23 protein-coding genes and 1 pseudogene are annotated in these 17986 nt (G+C 69.7%); 13 read left to right on the forward strand and 11 right to left on the reverse strand.

The window, feature by feature from the left end:
* Positions 1-17: 17 nt before the first annotated feature.
* Genes I3F54_RS10405 through I3F54_RS10415 form a run of 3 tightly spaced genes read right to left on the reverse strand, consistent with a single transcriptional unit; the run spans position 18 to position 1968 of the window.
* The gene (locus I3F54_RS10405) at positions 18-1430 is read right to left on the reverse strand and encodes an FtsK/SpoIIIE domain-containing protein (protein WP_240118384.1); all 1413 of its coding nucleotides are present in this window, start codon (positions 1428-1430) and stop codon (positions 18-20) included.
* On the reverse strand, positions 1418-1624 hold the full coding sequence (locus I3F54_RS10410; RefSeq protein ID WP_240118385.1) for a hypothetical protein: 207 nt from the start codon (positions 1622-1624) through the stop codon (positions 1418-1420). The genes I3F54_RS10405 and I3F54_RS10410 overlap by 13 nt, the downstream gene beginning before the upstream one ends.
* Positions 1621-1968, reverse strand: a complete 348-nt coding sequence (locus tag I3F54_RS10415; protein ID WP_240118386.1) for a hypothetical protein — start codon at positions 1966-1968, stop codon at positions 1621-1623. Before I3F54_RS10415 ends, I3F54_RS10410 begins: the two co-directional genes overlap by 4 nt.
* A 185-nt stretch (positions 1969-2153) precedes the next feature.
* Between I3F54_RS10415 and I3F54_RS10420 the strand changes: the two genes are divergently transcribed.
* Complete coding sequence (locus I3F54_RS10420; RefSeq protein WP_240118387.1) at positions 2154-2987, forward strand: winged helix-turn-helix domain-containing protein; 834 nt, start codon at positions 2154-2156, stop codon at positions 2985-2987.
* Between the two features lie 577 nt (positions 2988-3564).
* On the opposite strand, the gene I3F54_RS10425 is transcribed toward I3F54_RS10420, so the two are convergent.
* Together I3F54_RS10425 and I3F54_RS10430 are read right to left on the reverse strand one after the other, a co-directional pair.
* Positions 3565-3810 carry a hypothetical protein gene (locus I3F54_RS10425; protein ID WP_308373345.1) on the reverse strand — a complete coding sequence of 82 codons (246 nt, stop codon included), beginning with the start codon at positions 3808-3810 and terminating at the stop codon, positions 3565-3567.
* The gene (locus I3F54_RS10430; RefSeq protein WP_240118389.1) at positions 3798-4040 is read right to left on the reverse strand and encodes a hypothetical protein; all 243 of its coding nucleotides are present in this window, start codon (positions 4038-4040) and stop codon (positions 3798-3800) included. Before I3F54_RS10430 ends, I3F54_RS10425 begins: the two co-directional genes overlap by 13 nt.
* A 255-nt stretch (positions 4041-4295) precedes the next feature.
* On the opposite strand from I3F54_RS10430, the gene I3F54_RS10435 reads away from it, so the two are divergent.
* The 6 genes from I3F54_RS10435 to I3F54_RS10460 all read left to right on the forward strand — a co-directional run bounded on the left by I3F54_RS10435 (position 4296) and on the right by I3F54_RS10460 (position 8627).
* Positions 4296-5042 carry a helix-turn-helix transcriptional regulator gene (locus I3F54_RS10435; protein ID WP_240118390.1) on the forward strand — a complete coding sequence of 249 codons (747 nt, stop codon included), beginning with the start codon at positions 4296-4298 and terminating at the stop codon, positions 5040-5042.
* Positions 5043-5044: 2 nt separating this feature from the next.
* The gene (locus I3F54_RS10440; RefSeq protein WP_240118391.1) at positions 5045-5515 is read left to right on the forward strand and encodes an NUDIX domain-containing protein; all 471 of its coding nucleotides are present in this window, start codon (positions 5045-5047) and stop codon (positions 5513-5515) included.
* 562 nt (positions 5516-6077) lie between these two features.
* Positions 6078-6320 carry a hypothetical protein gene (locus I3F54_RS10445; RefSeq protein ID WP_240118392.1) on the forward strand — a complete coding sequence of 81 codons (243 nt, stop codon included), beginning with the start codon at positions 6078-6080 and terminating at the stop codon, positions 6318-6320.
* Between the two features lie 777 nt (positions 6321-7097).
* Positions 7098-7376: a hypothetical protein gene (locus I3F54_RS10450; RefSeq protein WP_240118393.1), complete on the forward strand. Its 279-nt coding sequence runs from the start codon at positions 7098-7100 to the stop codon at positions 7374-7376.
* A 175-nt stretch (positions 7377-7551) separates the two neighbouring features.
* Entirely contained in the window at positions 7552-8067 is a 516-nt protein-coding gene (locus tag I3F54_RS10455) for a winged helix-turn-helix domain-containing protein (RefSeq protein WP_240118394.1), read from the forward strand.
* On the forward strand, positions 8022-8627 hold the full coding sequence (locus I3F54_RS10460) for a transposase (protein ID WP_240118395.1): 606 nt from the start codon (positions 8022-8024) through the stop codon (positions 8625-8627). Before I3F54_RS10455 ends, I3F54_RS10460 begins: the two co-directional genes overlap by 46 nt.
* Positions 8628-8631: 4 nt before the next feature.
* Here I3F54_RS10460 and I3F54_RS10465 read toward each other — a convergent pair whose 3' ends face one another.
* The gene (locus tag I3F54_RS10465; protein ID WP_240118396.1) at positions 8632-8916 is read right to left on the reverse strand and encodes a hypothetical protein; all 285 of its coding nucleotides are present in this window, start codon (positions 8914-8916) and stop codon (positions 8632-8634) included.
* A gap of 293 nt (positions 8917-9209) precedes the next feature.
* Between I3F54_RS10465 and I3F54_RS10470 the strand changes: the two genes are divergently transcribed.
* From I3F54_RS10470 to I3F54_RS10485, 4 genes are all read left to right on the forward strand, one after another.
* Complete coding sequence (locus I3F54_RS10470) at positions 9210-9539, forward strand: hypothetical protein (RefSeq protein WP_240118397.1); 330 nt, start codon at positions 9210-9212, stop codon at positions 9537-9539.
* A gap of 171 nt (positions 9540-9710) precedes the next feature.
* On the forward strand, positions 9711-10256 hold the full coding sequence (locus I3F54_RS10475; protein ID WP_240118398.1) for a winged helix-turn-helix domain-containing protein: 546 nt from the start codon (positions 9711-9713) through the stop codon (positions 10254-10256).
* Between the two features lie 309 nt (positions 10257-10565).
* A complete protein-coding gene (locus I3F54_RS10480) occupies positions 10566-11417 on the forward strand; it encodes a helix-turn-helix transcriptional regulator (RefSeq protein ID WP_240118399.1) in 852 nt (283 codons plus the stop codon).
* A gap of 12 nt (positions 11418-11429) precedes the next feature.
* Positions 11430-11627 carry a hypothetical protein gene (locus tag I3F54_RS10485; protein ID WP_240118400.1) on the forward strand — a complete coding sequence of 66 codons (198 nt, stop codon included), beginning with the start codon at positions 11430-11432 and terminating at the stop codon, positions 11625-11627.
* 17 nt (positions 11628-11644) lie between these two features.
* On the opposite strand, the gene I3F54_RS10490 is transcribed toward I3F54_RS10485, so the two are convergent.
* Positions 11645-12100, reverse strand: a complete 456-nt coding sequence (locus I3F54_RS10490) for a hypothetical protein (RefSeq protein ID WP_240118401.1) — start codon at positions 12098-12100, stop codon at positions 11645-11647.
* A 168-nt stretch (positions 12101-12268) separates the two neighbouring features.
* Here I3F54_RS10490 and I3F54_RS10495 point away from each other — a divergent pair, with 168 nt between their 5' ends.
* Positions 12269-12775: a SigE family RNA polymerase sigma factor gene (locus tag I3F54_RS10495; RefSeq protein ID WP_240118402.1), complete on the forward strand. Its 507-nt coding sequence runs from the start codon at positions 12269-12271 to the stop codon at positions 12773-12775.
* A gap of 172 nt (positions 12776-12947) precedes the next feature.
* On the forward strand, positions 12948-14327 hold the full coding sequence (locus I3F54_RS10500; RefSeq protein WP_240118403.1) for a hypothetical protein: 1380 nt from the start codon (positions 12948-12950) through the stop codon (positions 14325-14327).
* A gap of 334 nt (positions 14328-14661) precedes the next feature.
* Here the strand turns inward: I3F54_RS10500 and I3F54_RS10505 are convergent, their stop codons facing one another.
* From I3F54_RS10505 to I3F54_RS10520, 4 genes and pseudogenes are all read right to left on the reverse strand, one after another.
* Positions 14662-15486 carry a hypothetical protein gene (locus I3F54_RS10505; RefSeq protein ID WP_240118404.1) on the reverse strand — a complete coding sequence of 275 codons (825 nt, stop codon included), beginning with the start codon at positions 15484-15486 and terminating at the stop codon, positions 14662-14664.
* Between the two features lie 88 nt (positions 15487-15574).
* A pseudogene (locus tag I3F54_RS10510) lies at positions 15575-15985 on the reverse strand (RidA family protein).
* Positions 15982-16746 carry an IclR family transcriptional regulator gene (locus I3F54_RS10515; protein WP_240118405.1) on the reverse strand — a complete coding sequence of 255 codons (765 nt, stop codon included), beginning with the start codon at positions 16744-16746 and terminating at the stop codon, positions 15982-15984. Before I3F54_RS10515 ends, I3F54_RS10510 begins: the two are co-directional and overlap by 4 nt.
* Positions 16743-17768, reverse strand: a complete 1026-nt coding sequence (locus tag I3F54_RS10520; RefSeq protein WP_308373361.1) for a sugar kinase — start codon at positions 17766-17768, stop codon at positions 16743-16745. The genes I3F54_RS10515 and I3F54_RS10520 overlap by 4 nt, the downstream gene beginning before the upstream one ends.
* Positions 17769-17986: the final 218 nt, after the last annotated feature.

Genomic DNA, 17986 nt, shown 5'->3' on the forward strand with positions numbered 1-17986 from the left:
GCAGGGTTCAGGTACGGTCAGCGCCGGGCGATAGAGACGACGGTCGTGCCGTCGTCGTCGGGCAGGTCGGCCCACAGTTCGGGGTCGCTGGTGTCGAGGAACAGGGCGGGGTCGATGGCCAGGTGAGCGGTCGTGATCGCGATGCGGGCCGCGTCGGTGTCGTCGACGTACGGGGTGCGGATGCGGGCGAAGCCGGGCCGACCCTGCATCGCCATCACGGCGACGCCGGTGTAGGCGGGGTCCTGCAAGGTCACTGGGCTCGCGTCCGGCCAGTTGCGGATGTCGTCGCCGAGCGCGGCCACCGCGGCTTCCACGGTCTTCTGCGCGAAGGACAGGCCGACCGGGCACACATCGCGGATGAACGTGGGGATCGCGTCGCCGGTCACCTTCTGGCTGACGATCAGCACCAGGAAGCCGACGCTACGGCCCTTCTTCACCAGGTCTTCGACCAGGCGCGCGTTCTCCGCTGTCAGCGCGGCGAGCCGCTTGGTTTCCTGGTCACTGCCCTTGTACTCACGGAAGTACGTGTGGGCCTCATCGATGATCAGCACGGTCAGCGGCCAGACCTCCGAGGGGCCGACGTGCCACATGTTCTTGACCCCGAGGACGTTCCGGATCACCGACGAACGCGCCCGCCGCAGCGCAACGAGCCGCTTGAACAGTGCGTTGGCGTCGTCCAGATCGTCACCGACGAACGCGAACAGCCGCTCGTGTACGTCGGCGTAGTCTCCCTCGGACGCGGCCGACACCTTGCCGTCTGCCACCGCGAACTGAACCGCAGGCGACGGCGCGAGATCACAGACGAGCTTGTTGATCATCGACGTCTTGCCCGCACCCGGCACACCGGCCACGGTCACGCCGGGCACGTTCGCCAGCGAGACCATCACCTCAGTGGCGTACTCGTCCACGCCCAGACTCCACCGCGACAGATCGGCCGGCACCGCCCCGTTGGGGTGGTGCTCGGTGGCCATGACCAGGGGATCGGTGCGAACGCCCCGGATCACCACGCGGCCGGGGCCGTCCGGCGTCACGGACACGCGTGTGCACCGCCAGGCGTCCGCGAGGAAGCGGGCCGAGCGCTGGAACTCCTCCAGGCCGACTTTCGGCAGGCACTTCGCCCGCACGATCACGCCGAACCGGTCTGCCCTCACCTTGATCTTGGGCACCAGCACGCGCGGTGCGGTGGTGCCCTTCGGGGCGGTCAGGTCCGCCAGCCAGCCGGGCGTCTTGTCCGTCACCGTCAGGCCCGCCATCCGGGCCAGGCGTATCCAGCCCCGGCGCACCCGCATCGCCTGACGAATGCTTGCCCGTGTCGCCCGGTCGGCCCGCATGTAACGCACCAGCGCCAGCCCCAGTCCCAGGCCGACCACTGACACCGCGATCAGCAGCACGTCCGGCGCGTGGTTGATCACGTCCATCACGGTTTCCATGTCACTCCCCCGTTCTCGCAGATCAGACGGAACACGTCCGTCAGGTCCAGGCCCGCCGCCTCAACAGGGGGCAGGCGCAACAGGTCGAGCACGCGGCCCGACACCGAGCAGGTCAACGCGGCCGGGTCGGTCCCCGGCAGGGGCCGGAGCGGGTAGATGTCCCGCTCCGACTCCGGGCCCTCGAAGCGGATCACGCCGCCGCTCCCGCCAGTTCCAGGCTGGAGGCGCGAAAGGCGATGCCGTCCTGAAGCTGTCCCTTCTGCACGCGCGCCCACGGGATTGCCACCAGGTCCAGCGGCTTGACCATCGCGCCCGCCTTGAGACCGTCCGGGAGACCTGACTCCGGCAGCGTGATCTTGAGGATCTCCGCGCGGCCGTCCTCCATGAGCATCACGGTCACGGTGTAGAGCGACTCCCCGCTGTCACGGTCCCGCGCGATCTCGCCGGTCTCCATGTCCTTGATCTTGAGCGTCGCCTCGGTGCCCGCGATCCACACCTGAGACGGGAGTAGCGCCACACGAATCCGAGACATAGCCATGCCATCACACCCTTGTTCGATGGAGCCGCTTGGTCGGCTCGCGAACGACACTACTGATACACGCGGACACCTGCAACACCGAAACGGCAGAACACATAGATACCCGCCAAACTCGATCTCCTGATGGTCCGAACGTCATGGCGCGCAGGTGTGTCACGTGGCCGGGGCGCCGCTACCCTGGGGGAATGACCCTGCCCCTGGAGGAGGACCCGAGGCCGCCGTTCGTCCAGGCCGCCGAGGTACTCCGAAACGCGATCACCGATGGCGAGTTCGCGCCGGGCGAGAAACTGCCGTCAGCCCGCGTGCTCCAGGAGCGTTTCGGGATCGCCAGCTCGACCGTCCACAACGCGCTGCGCGTGCTCAAGGGCGAGGGTCTTGTGTACTCGGTCATGGGGCGCGGCAGCTACGTCCGCGACTGGATCAATGAGCCCGCCACCGACGCGCCGGCCGCTCGCGCGGGCGAAAGCGCCAGCCGGATCGACCCGGAGGACCCCCGCCCGCCGTACGTGAAGGTGGCGGAAGCGCTTCGCGCGCAGATCCACAGCGGCGAGCTTCCCCCAGGGCAGAAGCTCCCGACCTCCCGCGAGCTCCAGCAGATCTTCGGCATCGCCAGTGCCACCGCGCAGAACGCGCTGCGCGTCCTCAAGGACGAGGGACTGATCTACTCCGTCCACGGGCGCGGGGTCTTCGTCCGCAAACTGCCGCCTGCCCAAGACGCCGCACTGCGGTGGGACCGCGCCAACGAGCTGGCCATGGCACGCCGCGAGGAGGACCGCAAGGCCGTCGAGGCCACCGGCAAGACCGACGAAGAAGCCGCCGCCGAACTCAAGCAGGCACAAGCCGAACTCGCCGCAGCACGCGCCAACCTCGACGCGATCACGGGCCGGGTCAACGCCCTGGTCGAAGACCAGAAACGCCGTGCGCGTCTTCGCGGCGAGACCCACCCGGAGGAAACGGGGAAACGAGCAGCGGAGCTCCGAGCTGCCCTCAACCGCCGAGGCAACCGCCCCACCCAGTAGCCACAGCACCGCCGCAGAAACGCGGAGCTGTTCAGAGTTTCTTTACTGGATCAAGGCGACCCGCTGACGCGGGCCGCCGCGCGTCGGCGGCCGGTGACCGCCGCCCGCTCCTGTCTACCGCCCCGCTGGCGACGGCCTCCGACCACTCGGCGCGCAGAGCCCGGGAGCATAGGCCGGACCGCCAACCGAAAGCCCCGCTGTCCGACCGCTCAGCAGCAGACCGGCCGGGCACCCGAGAGGCCGTCCGGCCCCGGTCGTACCGTGCGGCGTCAGTATCCCGGCGGTGCCGTCGTCCGGAACGCGGCCGTGGTGCCTGGCCGGGGCCGTGACGATGGAGTAACTGGGCTGATACCGGTGCGGGGTTGAGCGAGACATACGTGACGGGTGATCGGTCGGCGCGCCCGCCGTCCTGGCTGACTTTCGGAGGCTGAGGCCAGAACCTCACGGTCATGGGCGCGGCGCGCACGTGAAGGCCCGTCCCCGCCGAGGCTGACGAGGACGGGGGAGCCTCAATCAGTTACGCCCGGCAGGGACGGGAGTCGGGTGGGGCAGCGCGGTACCCGGGCGAGCAGGGCGGTCAGGTCTGCCGCCAGGCCCGCCAGGGCCGGGTGATGATCTCCCGGTAGGTGTGGTGGGACGGGTTCTGACCGCAGTGCCGCAGCACCCAGTTCTGCGGTTCGGCGAAGTCCTCGCCTGCCGGGGACGTCTCTCCGTCCACGGCACACTGCATCGCATACAGGACCGGCTCCGCGTCCGGCTCGCGGTCGGGCTGGAGCGTCCAGGTCTCGTAGCGCAGGACCGAGCGAGGGGTCACCGTCCCCACCTCCGGTTGGCCACGGCCACCTTCGCGCTCAACTCCTCCGTCGGAGTCGGTGGGCGAACGTCCTCGGGCGGCACGTCCCACTCCCGGCCACCGCACGGTGGCCGAAGCTGCACGTACGGCCCCACATGCCCCATCACCACGCCCACCTTGCCGCTCCGCCGGTCGACCGCCACGGCGCCCACACTGGGCGAGGGGGTGCACCGGACCGTGTCGGAATTGCGGTCCGTCATCGTGACCACCCCGGCAAGGCGGTCCGCGGCCGGGTATCCAGTCGCAGGGCGGGAACACAAGGTGTGGCGCACTTTCGCACGTAGACGCTCCTCAGTGGCGTGAATCCGTGCCCCTGGGCCTGTCGATGCCGCAGGGTCGGCACCGATCCTCACGCCGGTCGCCAGGACGAAGGAACCTCCACCAAACCCCACTCCGGGACGTCCCGCACCATGTAGAACGTCCCTAGTGCCGTCCTGAGACGAAGGGGGAGACTCATGCCCAACGAAAGACTACGAGCCGTCATGGCGGCGGGAGGCTGGACGTACGCCGCCCTCGCTCAGGAAGTCGAGGTCGACCCCAAGTCGGTCGAGCGCTGGGTGAACCTCGGGCGCACGCCACGCCGTACCACAGCCCTCCAGGCGGCCCGAGCCCTGGGAGAAGACGTGCACGCACTCTGGCCGGCGCTCCGCCAAGCCCGCCCCGCCCGCGCCATCAGCCCCGAACTGGTCGCGCTCTACGAGCAGCGGGCCGACATCCCCGCCTCCACGTTCACCGACCTAATGGCCCAGGCCCGGGAACGGATCGACATCCTCGTCTACGCCGCCGTCTTCCTCCACGAGGCGTACCCGAGGCTGAACGAACTCCTCACCGAACGCGCCGCCGAAGGCTGCACCGTCCGCATCGCGATCGGGGACGCCGACAGCGACAACGTCCAAGCCCGCGGCCAGGAAGAGCGGTTCGGCCACGGCATCGAATCCCGCTGCCGCCTCGCACTCATGCACTACAGGCCGCTCACCGGCAGCCCCGGCATCGAAGTCCGCACCCACAGCACCACGCTCTACAACTCCCTCTACCGCGCCGACGACCAGCAACTCGTCAACGCCCACGTCTGGGGCGTCAACGCCTACGCCGCCCCCGTGTGGCAACTTCGGCGACATGAGACAGGCGGCATGTTCGACACCTACGCCGAGAGCTTCGACGCGGTGTGGGCAACCGCGACCCCCGTACGAGAGGAAGGCTGACCGTGGCCCGCACCGAGTACTACGACGACCCGAACGCCCCCAAGCCGAACAGCATGGTCGTCGCCGCCTCCGCCGTCGTCACCGACGACCACGGCCGCATCCTCCTCCAGCGCCGCCGCGACAACGACCTGTGGGCGCTGCCCGGAGGCGGCATGGACCTCACCGACTCCCTGCCAGGCACGGCCGTCCGCGAAGTCAAAGAAGAGACCGGCCTCGACGTAGAGATCACCGGCCTGGTCGGCACCTACACCGACCCGAAACACATCATCGCCTACACCGACGGCGAGGTCCGCCGCCAGTTCAACGTCTGCTTCACCGCCCGCATCACCGGCGGTCGGCTGGCAATCTCCGACGAGTCCACCGAGCTCCGATTCGTGCCGTCGGAAGAGATCGAGCAGCTGCCGATGCACCACACCCAACGGCTCAGGCTCCAGCACTTCCTGGAACAGCGCGAGAAGCCGTACCTGGGCTGAACCGGCTGACGGCAGTAGCTGACGGCAACAACCCCGCACAACCACGGACACCCGCGCACCTCACCGGACCAGCAAACTGCGCTTGACCTGCGAAAAAGCAGGTCGAAGGCTTCGCGTAGCACACGTACTATGTGCTGGCGGGGGCGACGCCGGTACTCGTTCACAACTGCGGGGAGGCCGATGATGACTTGCTCGACTTCGCAGACGAGGCGCTGAGTATGAGTCCGGAATCGCGTCCCAATGTTGCCACGAAGATTACCTCTGCGGATGGAGAGCATGTCCGTTTCTCCTATGCAACGGATACGCGCAGTGGCGCAATGCCTCCGCAGACAGCGAGGGCAGTAGCCAACTCCGGACACCATGGTGGGTGCGGGGAAGTTGGGTGTGCCATTCAGTTCGAGAGCGCTGGCATCCCGCTAGAGGGGGCGACATTCCAGTCTGTCAGGATCGGCGGTGGCGGTAGAGGGAATTCTTTCCCTATTGAGGATCATGGTGAACTGATCGCACCATGCCCTGCCTGCCAGCGGTTCTTGCCTCAAATCGGTGGACGCGGGTGAGTCTCGTGCCTGTCTCTCCAGAGTTGCGCGCCGCACTTCAAAGATTGAGAGAAGTGCGATCCGAAAGGCCTTCGGGTGGGCGTGAAACTGAATCTTTTGCCGCGTGGCGGGAAAGGATTGCAGACGCTTTGGATTCACTGGCCGGCGTTCTCATCTATCAGGAAGATCGCCAGAGAGCTGCCGCCGAAGCGGCCTCTGCTCGCGCCGAAGCAGAAAGAATCCGTGCTGAACTGAATCAACTGGACTGATGGATAGAGCTCTGCTCTGATCCGTCTGTTTCCGCAACGGCAAGGCGGAATGTCCTTGGGTATATCAGAAGCCCCACCGAGAGTAATTTCGGTGGGGGTTCTGAGTCGTTTGACGGCAACGCTGACGCTGAGGTTGAAAGGGCAGGGTGACTGGCTACGGGGGCTCCAGTCCGAGTCCGGTCTCGTCTACGAAGCCGTTGAGGATCTGCGGTCGGCGTTGGATGGCGCGTAGGCGGTTCTTCACGAGGCGTCCGCGTAGCACACGTACTATGTGCTGGCAGGCAAGACGCCGGTCCTCGTACACAACAGTAATTGCCCTACGAGTGCTGCGAGTGGAGAGAAACTTCGTAGGCAGCTCGCGGAGGAGGCTGGTCAGCTTCCGGGCATTCGCTCGGCAGATGACATCTTCGATACTCCGTCTGCCCTCAGGGGTGGCGTAACGCCCGATCAGGTCAAGCCGTTCTTTGCGGGTAAGTCGGGATGGCGTGAAGAAGGCCTGGGGCGTGGCAAGAACGCTGGAGGTGGATGGGTGATTCGCGAATACACGGGTCGAGGAGACCCGACCGGGCGGATGCTCAGGTGGAATCCTGGCGGTGGCCATCACGGAGAGGGTGCCTACTGGAGAGTCGTGGGCCCTGAAGGAGATCTGGGAGGGATCATTCGATGACCGGGGAGCGAAAGCTGGCCGACTTTCGGCGGTGGACTCTCGCTGTGTTGGACCTGCTCAGCGCAGAACCCGATCGTCAAGCTGCATATTTGCAGGCGTCAGGAGTGGGGGTGGATGAGATCCTGCTTCAGTTCGACGACGTGCTGCATGTAGCGCGCGCCAGAGTGGGCGATCGTTCGCTAAGCCATGAGGAATACCTCCTGCTTCAGTCGGTCAATGGACTCGCGGATGCTGTGAGTGCGGGACCTGAGTCGATTTGGACTGAGCTCGCGCTCGAAGAAGCGGTCGAATGGCGAGAGCTTCGGGCTGCGGCGAGAGCGGCGAAGGCGAGTCTTGAGAGGTCTTGGAGTCAGGATTTCGATAACTCGCCGAAATCTCTTGACGGATGATTCGTGGCGAATTTGCTTAGCATTCGCCAGCGTGAGCAAGAGGCGTTTCGGTAGTTCGCTGGAATAGACAACAAGTGCCCCCACTGATTCACAGCAGTGGGGGCACTTGAGTCGTTTGACGCTGAGGTTGAAAGGGTGGGGTGACAGCGGGCGTTGGCGGTGCTACATCCTCGTCATGAGGTACGCGGATGGTGGCGGTCTGACCGCTGCGGGGCGGGCGAGGCGTGAGGCGGTGCGTTTCGAGGCCGCGGAGATGTTCGGGCAGGGGATGCGGCCGCCGGAGGTGGCCCGCCGGTTACGGGTGTCGCGGAAGTCGGCGTATGCCTGGCACGCTGTCTGGCGTGAGGGCGGCAGCATGGCCCTGGCTTCCAAGGGAGCCGGCGGCTTTCCGTGCCGGCTGGGCGATGTCCAGGCGGAGCGGTTGCAGGCCGAGCTGGAGGCGGGACCGGCGGCGCACGGCTGGACCGAGGATCAGCGGTGGACCCTGGCGAGGGTCGCGGAGCTGATCCATCGCCTGTTCGGCTACCGGTACACCCCGCGCGGGGTGTCGTATCTGCTGCACCGGCTGGGCTGGTCACCCCAGGTCCCGGTGCACCGGGCGGTCGAGCGGGACGAGCAGGCCGTTGCCCGGTGGCGGACGGAGCAGTGGTCACGGGTAAGAGGGCGGCCCAGCTCCTGGGCGCGTGGATAGTTTTCGAGGACGAGGCCGGGCAGGATCTGAAGCCCGGCAAGGGCCTGACCTGGTCGCGGCGGGGCCGGACGCCGCTGGTCAGGGTGACCGGGAAGGGATCGGGCCGGGTCTTGATGGCCGGGTTGGTCTGCGTCAGACCGGGCCGCGAGACCAGGCTGATCTACCGGACGCAGACGTACCGGGGCCGTACCGGCGAGAAGAAGGGCTTCCGGGCCCGCGAGTTCGCGGACCTGCTGACCTCCGCCCGCCGGCAGCTCGGCGGTGCCCCGCTGATCGTGGTGTGGGACAACGCCAGCACCCACCACGCCAAGCCCTTACCGGAGTTCTGCAACCGCAACAGCGACTGGCTCACCATCGTCAAGCTCCCGCCCTACGCACCCGACCTCAACCCCGTCGAAGGCGTATGGGCCCACCTGAAGAAGTCCCTGGCCAACCTCGCACCCCACACGATCGACGACCTCACCCCACTCGTGAAGAACCGCCTACGCGCCATCCAACGCCGACCGCAGATCCTCAACGGCTTCGTAGACGAGACCGGACTCGGACTGGAGCCCCCGTAGCCCGTCACCCTGCCCTTTCAACCTCAGCGGCAACACGGGCGCACAACAGGGCACTTCCGCGCACACTCACGGACAGGCCGGAATCGCTGACCGGCAAAAACGCAGATGACGACCGACCAGCGCGCACACGTACTATGTGCTGGCTGGCGGCGTGCCGATCCTCGTTCACAACTGCAATGGAAGGGATCCCGTCAATGGCGGGCTCGATGACGACACCTATGACCGAATAGATGGTGCGCACGGCCCGGACGTAGCCGACGGAGTCGATTACCAGGTGCAGAGGATGCATGACGGCTCCTCCACTGCCGCGGATCACGATCTTCCTGGTATCGGGCATGATCCTGATGCGTTGGCTTCCTACTTTGCGTCGTGGCGAGGCAAGATGACGCATACAGATACTAGGACTGGATCGCGTGTGGCATACGACTCCAGTCGAGGTGTGCTACTTGTGACGACTGGCCGTAACATCCACGGGTTTAGGTACAGTCAAGGAGCCTTTGAAAGCGGGAGGTATGTGACGCCATGAGGGTGAAAGTTGCAGCCACGGCGACTCGCAGTGGAGTCCTCTTGCGGTTGACGGAGGTGCAGAAGCAGTTGATCTGCGAGACGCTCATGTTCCACGCGGACCGCCCCGATGGGGATCGTCCTTCGATTGTGCGCCTCGGTGTCGATCGCGCAAGCGCTGCACAGGTGATGAAGAAGGCTGCCGGGTCGACTTCAGAGTTCCAGCTGAATGAGATTCATGTGCTGTTTGCGGCATTGGTTTCCGCTCCAGTCATGATGCCCTCTGAGGAGGTGTTCTACGAAAGAATCGGCTTCTTTCGAGAGCAGGCATTTGCATTGGCTGGCGGGTTGGTGAGTGCCGTCGGGGAAGCGCCTGGCTGGACCGGAGAGCCTTCCGGGAGTGCTTAACCGGGGGTTGTGCCTTTATGTAGTTCCGTGAGTTCGCTTGGGGCTTGTGAGGGCACGCAAGCGCAAATCTGAAGCCCCGTCAGGCATGTCCTGGCGGGGCTTCTGCGCGTCGTGACGCTGGGGTTGAAGGGGTGGGGTGGCAGGAGGCGTTGGCGGTGCTACATCCTCGTCATGAGGTACGCGGATGGGGGCGGTCTGACCGCCGTGGGGCGGTCGAAGCGTGAAGCAGTGCGCTTCGGGGCCGCGGAGATGTTCGGGCAAGGGGTCCGGCCGCCGGAGGTGGCCCGCAGGTTACGGGTGTCGCGGAAGTCGGCGTATGCCTGGCACGCCGCCTGGCGCCAGGGCGGCAGAACGGCTCTGGCGTCCAAGGGGGCCGGCGGCTTTCCGTGTCAGCTCAGCGACGGTCAGGCAGAACGCCTGCAGGCCGAGTTGGAGGCAGGGGCGGCCGCGGACGGCTGGACTGAGGACCAGCGCTGGACCCTGGCGAGGGTCGCGGAGCTGATCCACCGCCTGTTCGGCTACCGGTACACCCCGCGCGGGGTGTCGTATCTGCTGCACCGGCTGGGCTGGTCACCCCAGGTCCCCGCGCACCGGGCCGTCGAGCGGGACGAACAGGCCGTCGCCGCGTGGCGGACGGAGCAGTGGTCACGGGTAAGAGGACGGCCCAGCTCCTGGGCGCGTGGATCGTCTTCGAGGACGAGGCCGGGCAGGATCTGAAGCCCGGCAAGGGCCGGACATGGTCGCGGCGCGGGCGGACGCCGCTGATCAAGCAGCAGTGAGGGGTGGGCATCCTGTGACGTCCTCTCCGTGCCGTGCGCCGGGTGTCCGGCGTCGGTGGCTCGTCTCCCTGGCGCGCGAGCCCACCCCTCCCGGGGACGGAGGGTGCGGTCAGGCTCGCGCGATGCACTGCCGACCGCCTTGTGTAGCGTGCCCGTTACCGCATGTAGGGCATCGGGGGTCATGTTGCCCTGCTTTCGGGGTGGTATGGGGATCAATAGGGTGAGCCCGGCTGAGGAAGGGGACCGCATGGCCGCGAGGACGTCTCCGACAGAGCGACAGAAGAGGCTCGGCGCGGAGCTGCGAAAGATGCGCACAGCCGCCGGGATGACCGGGGAGCACGCCGCCGGGCTGCTCGGCGTGGACCGGGGAAAGATCTCCAACATCGAGTCGGGTGCGCGTGCCATCAGCGCCGAGCGTCTGCGCACCCTGGCCCGCAACTGCGGCTGCGAAGACGAGGCTTATGTCGACACTCTGGTCGGCATGGCCCGACCGGCCCGGGACGGCTGGTGGGAGCGGTATCGCGGCAGCCTCCCGGCCGGGTTGCTCGACATCGCCGAACTGGAGCATCACGCCGTGCGGATCCGCAGCGTGCATTTCGTCCACATGCCGGGGCTGCTCCAGTCCAGCGACCACGCCCAGGCCGTCTTCAAAGCCGCGCTGCCCCCGCTGCCCGAACACGAGGTGGCGCTGCGGCTGGCTCACCGGCTGGAGCGCCAGCGCGTTCTGGAGGGCGACGAGCCGACCGCGTACGTCGGCATCGTGCACGAGGCCGCGCTGCGCATGAGGTTCGGGGGCCGCAAGGTGGCGCGCGGCCAACTGGAGCACCTGCTCAGTACGGCTCGGCGACCCCATGTGACCGTGCGGGTCATTTCCTTCGACGCCGGCTCGTTCCCGGGCGCCGGACAGACCGTCGTCCACGCGGAAGGGCCGATGCCCCGACTCGACACCGTCCAGACCGACAGCGCCCACGGCCCGGAATTCCTGCATCAGGAAGCTCAGTTGTCCAAGTACCGAGCCCAACTGGACTGTTTGGAGCAGCGCGCGCTGTCTGCGGAGGAGTCGCACGACTTCATCCAGGACATCGCCAGTCGACTCTGAGGAGAAGGACCGATGCCCGACCCCGAGATCACCTGGGAAGACCCGTTCTGCGCGGAGGGGTCCGCCTGCTTCCGCGTGGGCACCGACCCCCAGGGCAACGCCTACATCGCCATAGCCGGTCAGGAGGAGCACTACCTGACCGACTCACGTGAGGCGCTGCGCACCCTGATCCTGGACATCAAGGCCGGCAAGGCCGACCACCTGTTGTGAGCGGAACCGCCCGGCGGTCAGCCCGCCGGGCGGTAGTGGCCCAGCACCCACGGCAGGTGCGCGCACCACTCCGCCAGTCGGGCGCGCGGCCTGGCGTTCACCACGGCGTCGTAGAAGTGGCCGTCCAGGTGGATCACCCCGAGCATCAGCGTCTTGCCGTTCGGGCTCACCCGGTAGTGGACGCTGTGGATCTCCGGCCAGGGGAACTCGGCGAAGACGCCGTTCACCTCAAGGGTGACGCCCTCCGCGTCGACGGCGATCGCGCTGCTCCCGTCCACCGCCGTGAACTCCGGCCCCGCGGGCGGGCACGACGCCGGAACCGGAGCGGGTACCGCCCCGTACGGCGGGGGCATGTGCCGCGGCGGGGGCGGCGTGGGCGCGTACTGCGGGGGCGGAGGGAAGGCGTACTGCGGCGGGGGCGGGCCGAAGCCCGGCGGCGGCGTGGGGCCGGGGGGCGGTGCGGGCTCGGTCATCGGTCGGTCCTCGTGCTCTCGGTCGCGGTCACGGTCGCGGTCACGGCATCCGGGTGCCGGAGGCGTGGCTCTTCGCTGTGGAATACGTGTGAAACATTTTCGCCTCCCCACCGCATCAATGAAGTGAGGACCTCTTCGACAGCCGGTACACAGCCTCAGGGAGCGCACATGAGACAGGTCCGCGCACAGGAGTACGCGGAGTTCGCGGCAGCACGCACAGGGCAGTTGTACCGGTCGGCGTGTCTGCTCACCGCCGGGGACACCCACCTGGCGGAGGACCTGGTGCAGGAGACCCTCGGGCGCGTCTACCTGCGCTGGGGGCGGGTCTCCCGCGTCGGCAACCCCGCCGCGTACGCGCAGACCGTCCTGACACGCACCTTCCTCGCCCACAAGCGGCTGCGCAGGAACACCGAGCGCGCCACGGACGTCGTACCGGACACCGCGGACGACCTGCCCGACGCCTCGCTGCGGCTCACGCTCCTCCAGGCGCTCGGGCAACTGCCCGCGAAGGACCGGGCCGTGGTCGTACTGCGCTACTGGGAGGACCGGTCCGTCCAGGAGACCGCCGACGTGCTGCACGCCAGCTCGGCCGCCGTGCGCACCCGGAGCGTGCGGGCGCTCGCGCGGCTCCGGGAACTGCTCGGTGAGGACGTCGGCGTGTACGCCCGCCCGTGAGCCTCCGGGCGCCGCAGCGTCCCCGCTGCCGCTGCCGGGCAACGGCAGCCGTCTCCCGGCCCTCGCCGTGGTGTCCCCCGCGACCCTCCCCGCCGCCCGCCCCTGCCGCTCTTCCCCACCCTCCCCGCTGCGTTCCCCAAGCCTCTTCGACCTCGTGAAACGGTGGCCCGCCATGCCCGTCGACCAGCACAGCGACCCCTTCGACGCCCCACAGACCGATCCCTTCGAGGACCGGCTGTCCGCCGCCCTCCACCAGGCGGGCGGAACCTTCGACACCAACCGCGCCGCCCTCGCCGCCGCCGGTGCGGCGCGCGGCCGGCGGCTGCGCCTGCAACGCCGGGCCGCCGTCCTGGGCGGCGCCGCGAGCGTGGCGCTCGCGGCGGTGGGCGGGGCGCTGCTGGTGCCGTGGGGCGGTTCGGCCCCCGCCTCCCGGGCGACCGCCGTGGGGGCCACGCCGAAGCCGTCCGCCTCGACCTCGACGTCGGCGTCGGCGTCGGCGTCGGCGTCGGCCACGGCCGGGTCCACAACCACGGCCACGGCCACGGCCACGACCGCCGAGGGCCCGGTGTCCGCGGAGCAGATGATCGAGACCCTGAAGAAGCTGATGCCGAAGGGCACGTTCAGCCAGGAGGCCGGACGCGGCACCCAGAAGGACAAGGACCTGCCGATCGCCGCGCCGTACGCGTCGGTCGTCTTCGAGGACGGCAAGGGCCCCGCGGCGGTGTCCGTCTCCCTGAACCGGGTGCAGCCGGGCACGCAGGAGGCCCAGGACGCGTCCCGGTGCCCGGACAAGGTGTACGTGCCCTACGACGCCTGCACGACGAAGCGGCTGGACGACGGCTCCGTGATCATGATCCTCCAGGGGTACGAGTACCCGGACCGGCGCGTGGACACCAAGCTCTGGCGGGCCGAGCTGCTCACCCCGAAGGGGCAGCAGGTGTCCGTGATGGAGTGGAACTCCGCCAGCGAGAAGGACGCGCCGATCAGCCGGCCCGAACCGCCGCTCGACCCCGAGCAGCTGACACGGCTCGCCTCGGCCCCGGAGTGGCGCACCGTCGTGGACACCATGCCGGAGCCTCCTAAGGTGACGGAGAAGCCCGGCTCGCAGCCCTCGCTGCCCGACGTCCACGCCCGGGCCACGCTGCTCCAGCTGCTGCCCAAGGACCTGGACGTGGTGGACAAGAGCAGGGGCGACGACAGCGAGTTCGCCTACGCGGTCGTCGACGACGGCAGGGGCAGGAGCCTGGTGCAGGTCAATGTGCAGCCCGACATGCGGGATGCGGCGGACGCCCTCTTCGGCTCCGGCTCCGAGACGCTCTCCGACGGCACCCGGGTCGCCGTGCACCAGGGCCCAGGGGCGAAGGGCGCCGCGGGGAGCGTCATGTGGACCGTCGACACCATGCGGCCGGACGGACGGCGCGTGGTGATCAGCGCCTTCAACGCCGGTACGCAGCAGGAGGCCGCCACGCGCGCGACACCGGCGCTCACGATCGCGCAGATGCGCGAGATGGCGCTGAGCACCCACTGGTTCCGGGCGCAGAGCACGAACTAAGTGCCCGTGCGGTGCCGCCTGTTCGGAAGAAGCCCGGGCACGGCCGGCCCCGGATCTGCTGCACGCACCGCACCGCACCGCACCGCACCGCACCGCACCGCACCGCACCAGGATCAGCGGGCCCGGCCGTCCGGGGCACCACAAGGGGGCGTGCGGCGAACGCCAGGAAGCCGCAAGGAGCAACTCGTTCGGGCCGTCCGGGCGACCGGGCACCGGTTCGGCGGAAGGGCATCCGCCTCGCCCGCCGCCCGGACCCGCGCCGGTCCGCAGGGCCCCAACGGTCCGCGGGGCCGCGCCGTCGTGAGGGGCGCGGGCCCGGCCGGCCAGGGGTCGCTCAGTCGGTGCCCTCCGCGCCCGCCGCCTTCTTGGCGCCGCCCGCCCGGTCGGTATCGGCGCCGACCGGGCTCTCTGTGCCGGTGCCGCCGTCGGCGGTGTTCCCGGCGTCCGCGACGGCGGCATCCGTGCCCTCGGCGGTGCCGTCGGCATCGGCGCTCGCCGCGTCCCCGGCGGCACCGGAGGAGTCCCCGGATCCGGTCGTGTCCTCGGTGGCGGCCCCGTCCTCGGTGGCGGCGGCCTCCCCGGTCGCGGCGTCGTCCTCGAAGTAGGCGTCGAGGACGGCGTCCAGCCGGCTCTCCCACTCCGGGAACTCCGACCGCGACGTCGCCTCGACCTCGATCGGGTACCAGCGGCGGTCGGGGGTGTGCACGGTGACGGTGAAGCGCTTGCCGAACCGGGCGGTCGCCGTCTCGATCGCGCCGATCTCGTCCCAGCGGAACTCGCACGCCTGGTCGTCGAGGGCGAGCGCCACGCCGTTCCGGTCGGCGACGATCCGCGCTCGGCGGTCGGCGGCCTCGAAGACCGGCCCGTCAAGGGCCCGCTCCGCGGGTTCCCCGGCGGATTCGCCGGCCCGCGTGTCCTCGGCGGGCGATTCCGCCGGCTCCCCGGCCGATTCCCCGGCGCCGTCGTCGGCGGGGCCCGACGGCTCAGCGGCCGAGGGCTCCTCCGGTGCGGCGTCCTCGACGTCGGCGGCGTTCACGGTGCCCCCGGGCGCCGCGGACGCGGGGGTGGTGAGCCCGGGGATGAAGGCCGGGTCGAATCCGGCGCCCGTGACGGGCTCGGCCTTCAGGGGCTGGCTGCTCGAACCTCTGCGCTGCTCCACAGCGGGCAGTATGGTCGACGATCCTGTGCCGCACACAGTCAGCCCCTACTTCGTTATAGGACTCCTGGCGCGAACGGTGCCCGGGGGCTCAGTCCAGGACCGCGAGCGCGTCGATCTCGATGAGAGCCCCGGCCGGGAGGCCGACGTGGACGGTCGTGCGGGCCGCGGGCGGCCCGGTGAGGCCCTGTGCGTCGAAGCAGGCGTCGTAGAGGGCGTTCATCTCGGCGAAGTGGGCGGTGTCGGTGAGGTAGCCGCGGATCGTCATCACGTCGTCCCAGCCGGCTCCGCCCTCTTCGAGGACCGCCCGGACGTTGGCGGGGGTCTGGAGGGTCTGCTCGCGTCAGGGTGGGTCCGGCGGGCGTCGGGCCCGGCCCTCCTCGGCGGGCAGGAAGCCGACCTGTCCGGCGACCTGAGCGATGTTGCCCGTCCGTACGCCGTGCGAGAACCGGGCGGGCGGAGTGGTGTGGGTCGCGGGGGTGAGCGCGGTCTTCCGCGTCATGCCGTGGCTTCCTCGACGGGGGTTCTGCCGGAGTACTCGCCGCTGATCGCGTCCGCGGTGGAGCGCACCAGCGGGAGCAGGGTGAGGAGTTCCTCCGCGGTGACGACGACGTTGGGGGCGGACACCGACATCGCGGCGGCCACCCGGCCGTCGGCGCCCCGGATGGGGGCGGCGACGCAGTTGATGGACTCCTCGTGGCCGCCGAGGTCGGTGGCCCAGCCCTGTTCCCGCACCGCCGCCAGCTCCTTGAGGAAGGCGGGGGCGTGGGGGGTCGAACGGGCCGTGTAGGGGGGATAGTCGAGCTTCTCGGCTACGGCGCGGCGCTGGGGCTCCGGCAGGTCGGCGAGGAGCAGCTTGGCCACGGCGGCGACCGTGATGGCCACGGGCCGGCCGATCCGCGAGTACATGCGGACCGGGTAGCGGCTGTCCACCTTGTCGATGTAGAGGACCTCATCCTCCTCGTACACGGCGAGGTGGACGGTGTGGCCGCACTGCTCGTTGAGGCGGACGAGGTGCGGGTGGGCGATCTCGCGGACGTCGAGGTTCTCCATCGCCTCCTGGGCGAGGGCGAACAGTCGGGCGCCGAGGCGGTAGCGCTGGTCGGACTGGCGGTAGACGAGGCCGTGGCCGAGGAGGGTGCGCAACAGCCGCAGGGCCGTGGACTTGTGGACGCCGAGGCGGCCGGCGACCTGCCCGAGGTCGGCGGGGCCCTCGGCGAGCAGCGGCAGGATGCTCAGGGCACGGTCGACGGTCTGGCTCATGGGGTGTGTACCTCCTCCTGGGGTCCCGGGTCGTGCGTCCAGCCGGGGCCGAGTCGCAGTGTCCCCCATGCGGTGTCGTCGAGCGCGGCGAGACGGTCGGCACGGTCGCGGGCGGGCGGTGCGGCGAGGTCGCCGGGGGCGGTGAGGGCGGCGGCGGCCCAGAGGTGGCCGTGGCGGAGCCGCTGCCGCGGGGTCAGGCCGCGCAGGGTCGCGGAGAGGAAGCCGGCGGCGAAGGCGTCCCCGGCACCGACGGCCGCGACGACGCGGACGTGCGGCGGCCGCTCCAGGGTGGCGGTGCCGTCGGCCTCCGCCGCCCTGCCGCGGTGCCGGTGGAACGCGATCGCGCCGCCCCTGCCCAGTTTGACGACCAGGGTCCGCGGTTCCGGGAGGGCCTCGGCGACGGCGCGGCTGCCGTGCAGCCCCCAGGCGTCGCGGGCCTCGTCGGCGCCCACGAAGACGATGTCCGCCGCGCGCGCCAGTTCCAGCAGCACCCGCGCCCCGTCGCCGTCGCGCCACAGCGCGGGCCGGTGGTTGACGTCGAAGGACACCAGGGGGCGTCCCGGCCGGGGCCGTGTCAGGTCGCGCAGCAGTTCCAGGCACGGTGCCGACAGGGCCGCGGTGATGCCCGTCAGGTGCAGGATCCGGGTGGAGCGGACCGCCGCGGCGTCGATGGTGCGGGGGCTCATCGCGGAGGCGGCGGAGCCGGCGCGGTGGTAGACGACCTCGTGGGCCGGGGTGCCCCGGTCCCCCGCTGTCCGGAAGTAGACGCCGGTGGGGCGCCGGGCGTCCCGCTGGACGGCGGTGACGTCGACGCCGTGGGCGGCGATCGCGTCGAGCAGATGGTCGCCGAAGCCGTCCGTGCCCACCCGGCTGACCCACCGCACCGTGTGCCCGGCGGCGGCCAGCATGCAGGCCACGTTGGACTCGGCGCCGCCGACGGAGCGTTGGAAGGACGGCACGTCGGCGAGGCGGCCGGGGCGGGTGGGCAGGAACGTGACCATGGACTCGCCGACCGCGACCACGTCGGCGACCTCGGCTGCGGAGCCGCCCGGGTCGCCGGTACCACCCGGGTGGCCCGGCCCGCCGGAGGCACCGCCGCCGCCGTGGGCGTGGCCGTCGGCGTCCGTGTCGGGGGCCCGGCGGGCTCCGGTGCCGGTCACGATCGTCGTGGCTCCTCGGGGGGTGCGGGCGGCACAGGCCGCGTTGACCCCGTGTCGGCCGAGATGTTAGACAGCGGTGA

The sequence above is a fragment of the Streptomyces sp. MUM 2J genome, from assembly GCF_022414535.1.
In the GTDB taxonomy this organism is placed as follows: domain Bacteria; phylum Actinomycetota; class Actinomycetes; order Streptomycetales; family Streptomycetaceae; genus Streptomyces.

What these genes read in the sequence shown, in the direction of transcription:
- I3F54_RS10405 (WP_240118384.1), bottom strand. Translation starts at nt 1,430, where the DNA reads ATGGAAACCGTGATGGACGTGATCAACCACGCGCCGGACGTGCTGCTG.
- I3F54_RS10415 (WP_240118386.1), bottom strand. Translation starts at nt 1,968, where the DNA reads ATGGCTATGTCTCGGATTCGTGTGGCGCTACTCCCGTCTCAGGTGTGG.
- I3F54_RS10420 (WP_240118387.1), top strand. Translation starts at nt 2,154, where the DNA reads ATGACCCTGCCCCTGGAGGAGGACCCGAGGCCGCCGTTCGTCCAGGCC.
- I3F54_RS10430 (WP_240118389.1), bottom strand. Translation starts at nt 4,040, where the DNA reads ATGACGGACCGCAATTCCGACACGGTCCGGTGCACCCCCTCGCCCAGT.
- I3F54_RS10435 (WP_240118390.1), top strand. Translation starts at nt 4,296, where the DNA reads ATGCCCAACGAAAGACTACGAGCCGTCATGGCGGCGGGAGGCTGGACG.
- I3F54_RS10455 (WP_240118394.1), top strand. Translation starts at nt 7,552, where the DNA reads ATGAGGTACGCGGATGGTGGCGGTCTGACCGCTGCGGGGCGGGCGAGG.
- I3F54_RS10465 (WP_240118396.1), bottom strand. Translation starts at nt 8,916, where the DNA reads ATGCATCCTCTGCACCTGGTAATCGACTCCGTCGGCTACGTCCGGGCC.
- I3F54_RS10475 (WP_240118398.1), top strand. Translation starts at nt 9,711, where the DNA reads ATGAGGTACGCGGATGGGGGCGGTCTGACCGCCGTGGGGCGGTCGAAG.
- I3F54_RS10480 (WP_240118399.1), top strand. Translation starts at nt 10,566, where the DNA reads ATGGCCGCGAGGACGTCTCCGACAGAGCGACAGAAGAGGCTCGGCGCG.
- I3F54_RS10485 (WP_240118400.1), top strand. Translation starts at nt 11,430, where the DNA reads ATGCCCGACCCCGAGATCACCTGGGAAGACCCGTTCTGCGCGGAGGGG.
- I3F54_RS10490 (WP_240118401.1), bottom strand. Translation starts at nt 12,100, where the DNA reads ATGACCGAGCCCGCACCGCCCCCCGGCCCCACGCCGCCGCCGGGCTTC.
- I3F54_RS10495 (WP_240118402.1), top strand. Translation starts at nt 12,269, where the DNA reads ATGAGACAGGTCCGCGCACAGGAGTACGCGGAGTTCGCGGCAGCACGC.
- I3F54_RS10500 (WP_240118403.1), top strand. Translation starts at nt 12,948, where the DNA reads ATGCCCGTCGACCAGCACAGCGACCCCTTCGACGCCCCACAGACCGAT.
- I3F54_RS10515 (WP_240118405.1), bottom strand. Translation starts at nt 16,746, where the DNA reads ATGAGCCAGACCGTCGACCGTGCCCTGAGCATCCTGCCGCTGCTCGCC.